Origin of the sequence: Aeromonas sp. PrichA-15 (assembly GCF_017939245.1) — a bacterium.
GTDB lineage: Bacteria > Pseudomonadota > Gammaproteobacteria > Enterobacterales > Aeromonadaceae > Aeromonas > Aeromonas caviae.
Genome location: NZ_JAGKRH010000393.1, coordinates 1 through 388 on the forward strand (window position 1 = coordinate 1; position 388 = coordinate 388).

Sequence of the window (388 nt, forward strand, 5' to 3'; positions counted from 1 at the left end):
AACGCCACAGCATTTCATCATCCTTGAGCAGTAGCCGACAGCGACCTCGGTAGCGCTTGCTGCACAGCAAACTGCCTCGCCCCAGCTCTTTTCGCCAGCTTTGCCGACATCGCTCAAGCCTTCGCTGATATTGTTTCTGGCTCAACTCGCCTTGTTCATAGCCATGTCGAACCCTGAATACGCTATTTGCGAGAAGCACCAGTCGGGCCCCAATGGGCTGATTGACCTTTTCGCCGCTGTCAGCAATCGCTGCCACATTGCGCAGTACATGGGCCCAGCACAGCTGACGCTGGCTGCTGTCGATGAAACGGTATCCTGCGTACTGGTCTGTCACCAACACGCCATCCAATTCTGAGCCCAGCAGCCGTTTGGCCGCATCCTGACCCCG

The 388-nt window shown here is 57.0% G+C and carries 1 protein-coding gene; it reads right to left on the reverse strand.

The features are described 5' to 3' along the window. Positions 1–388, reverse strand: a 388-nt coding sequence (locus J9889_RS24815) for a transposase (protein WP_210558489.1), incomplete at both ends; no start/stop codon positions are given.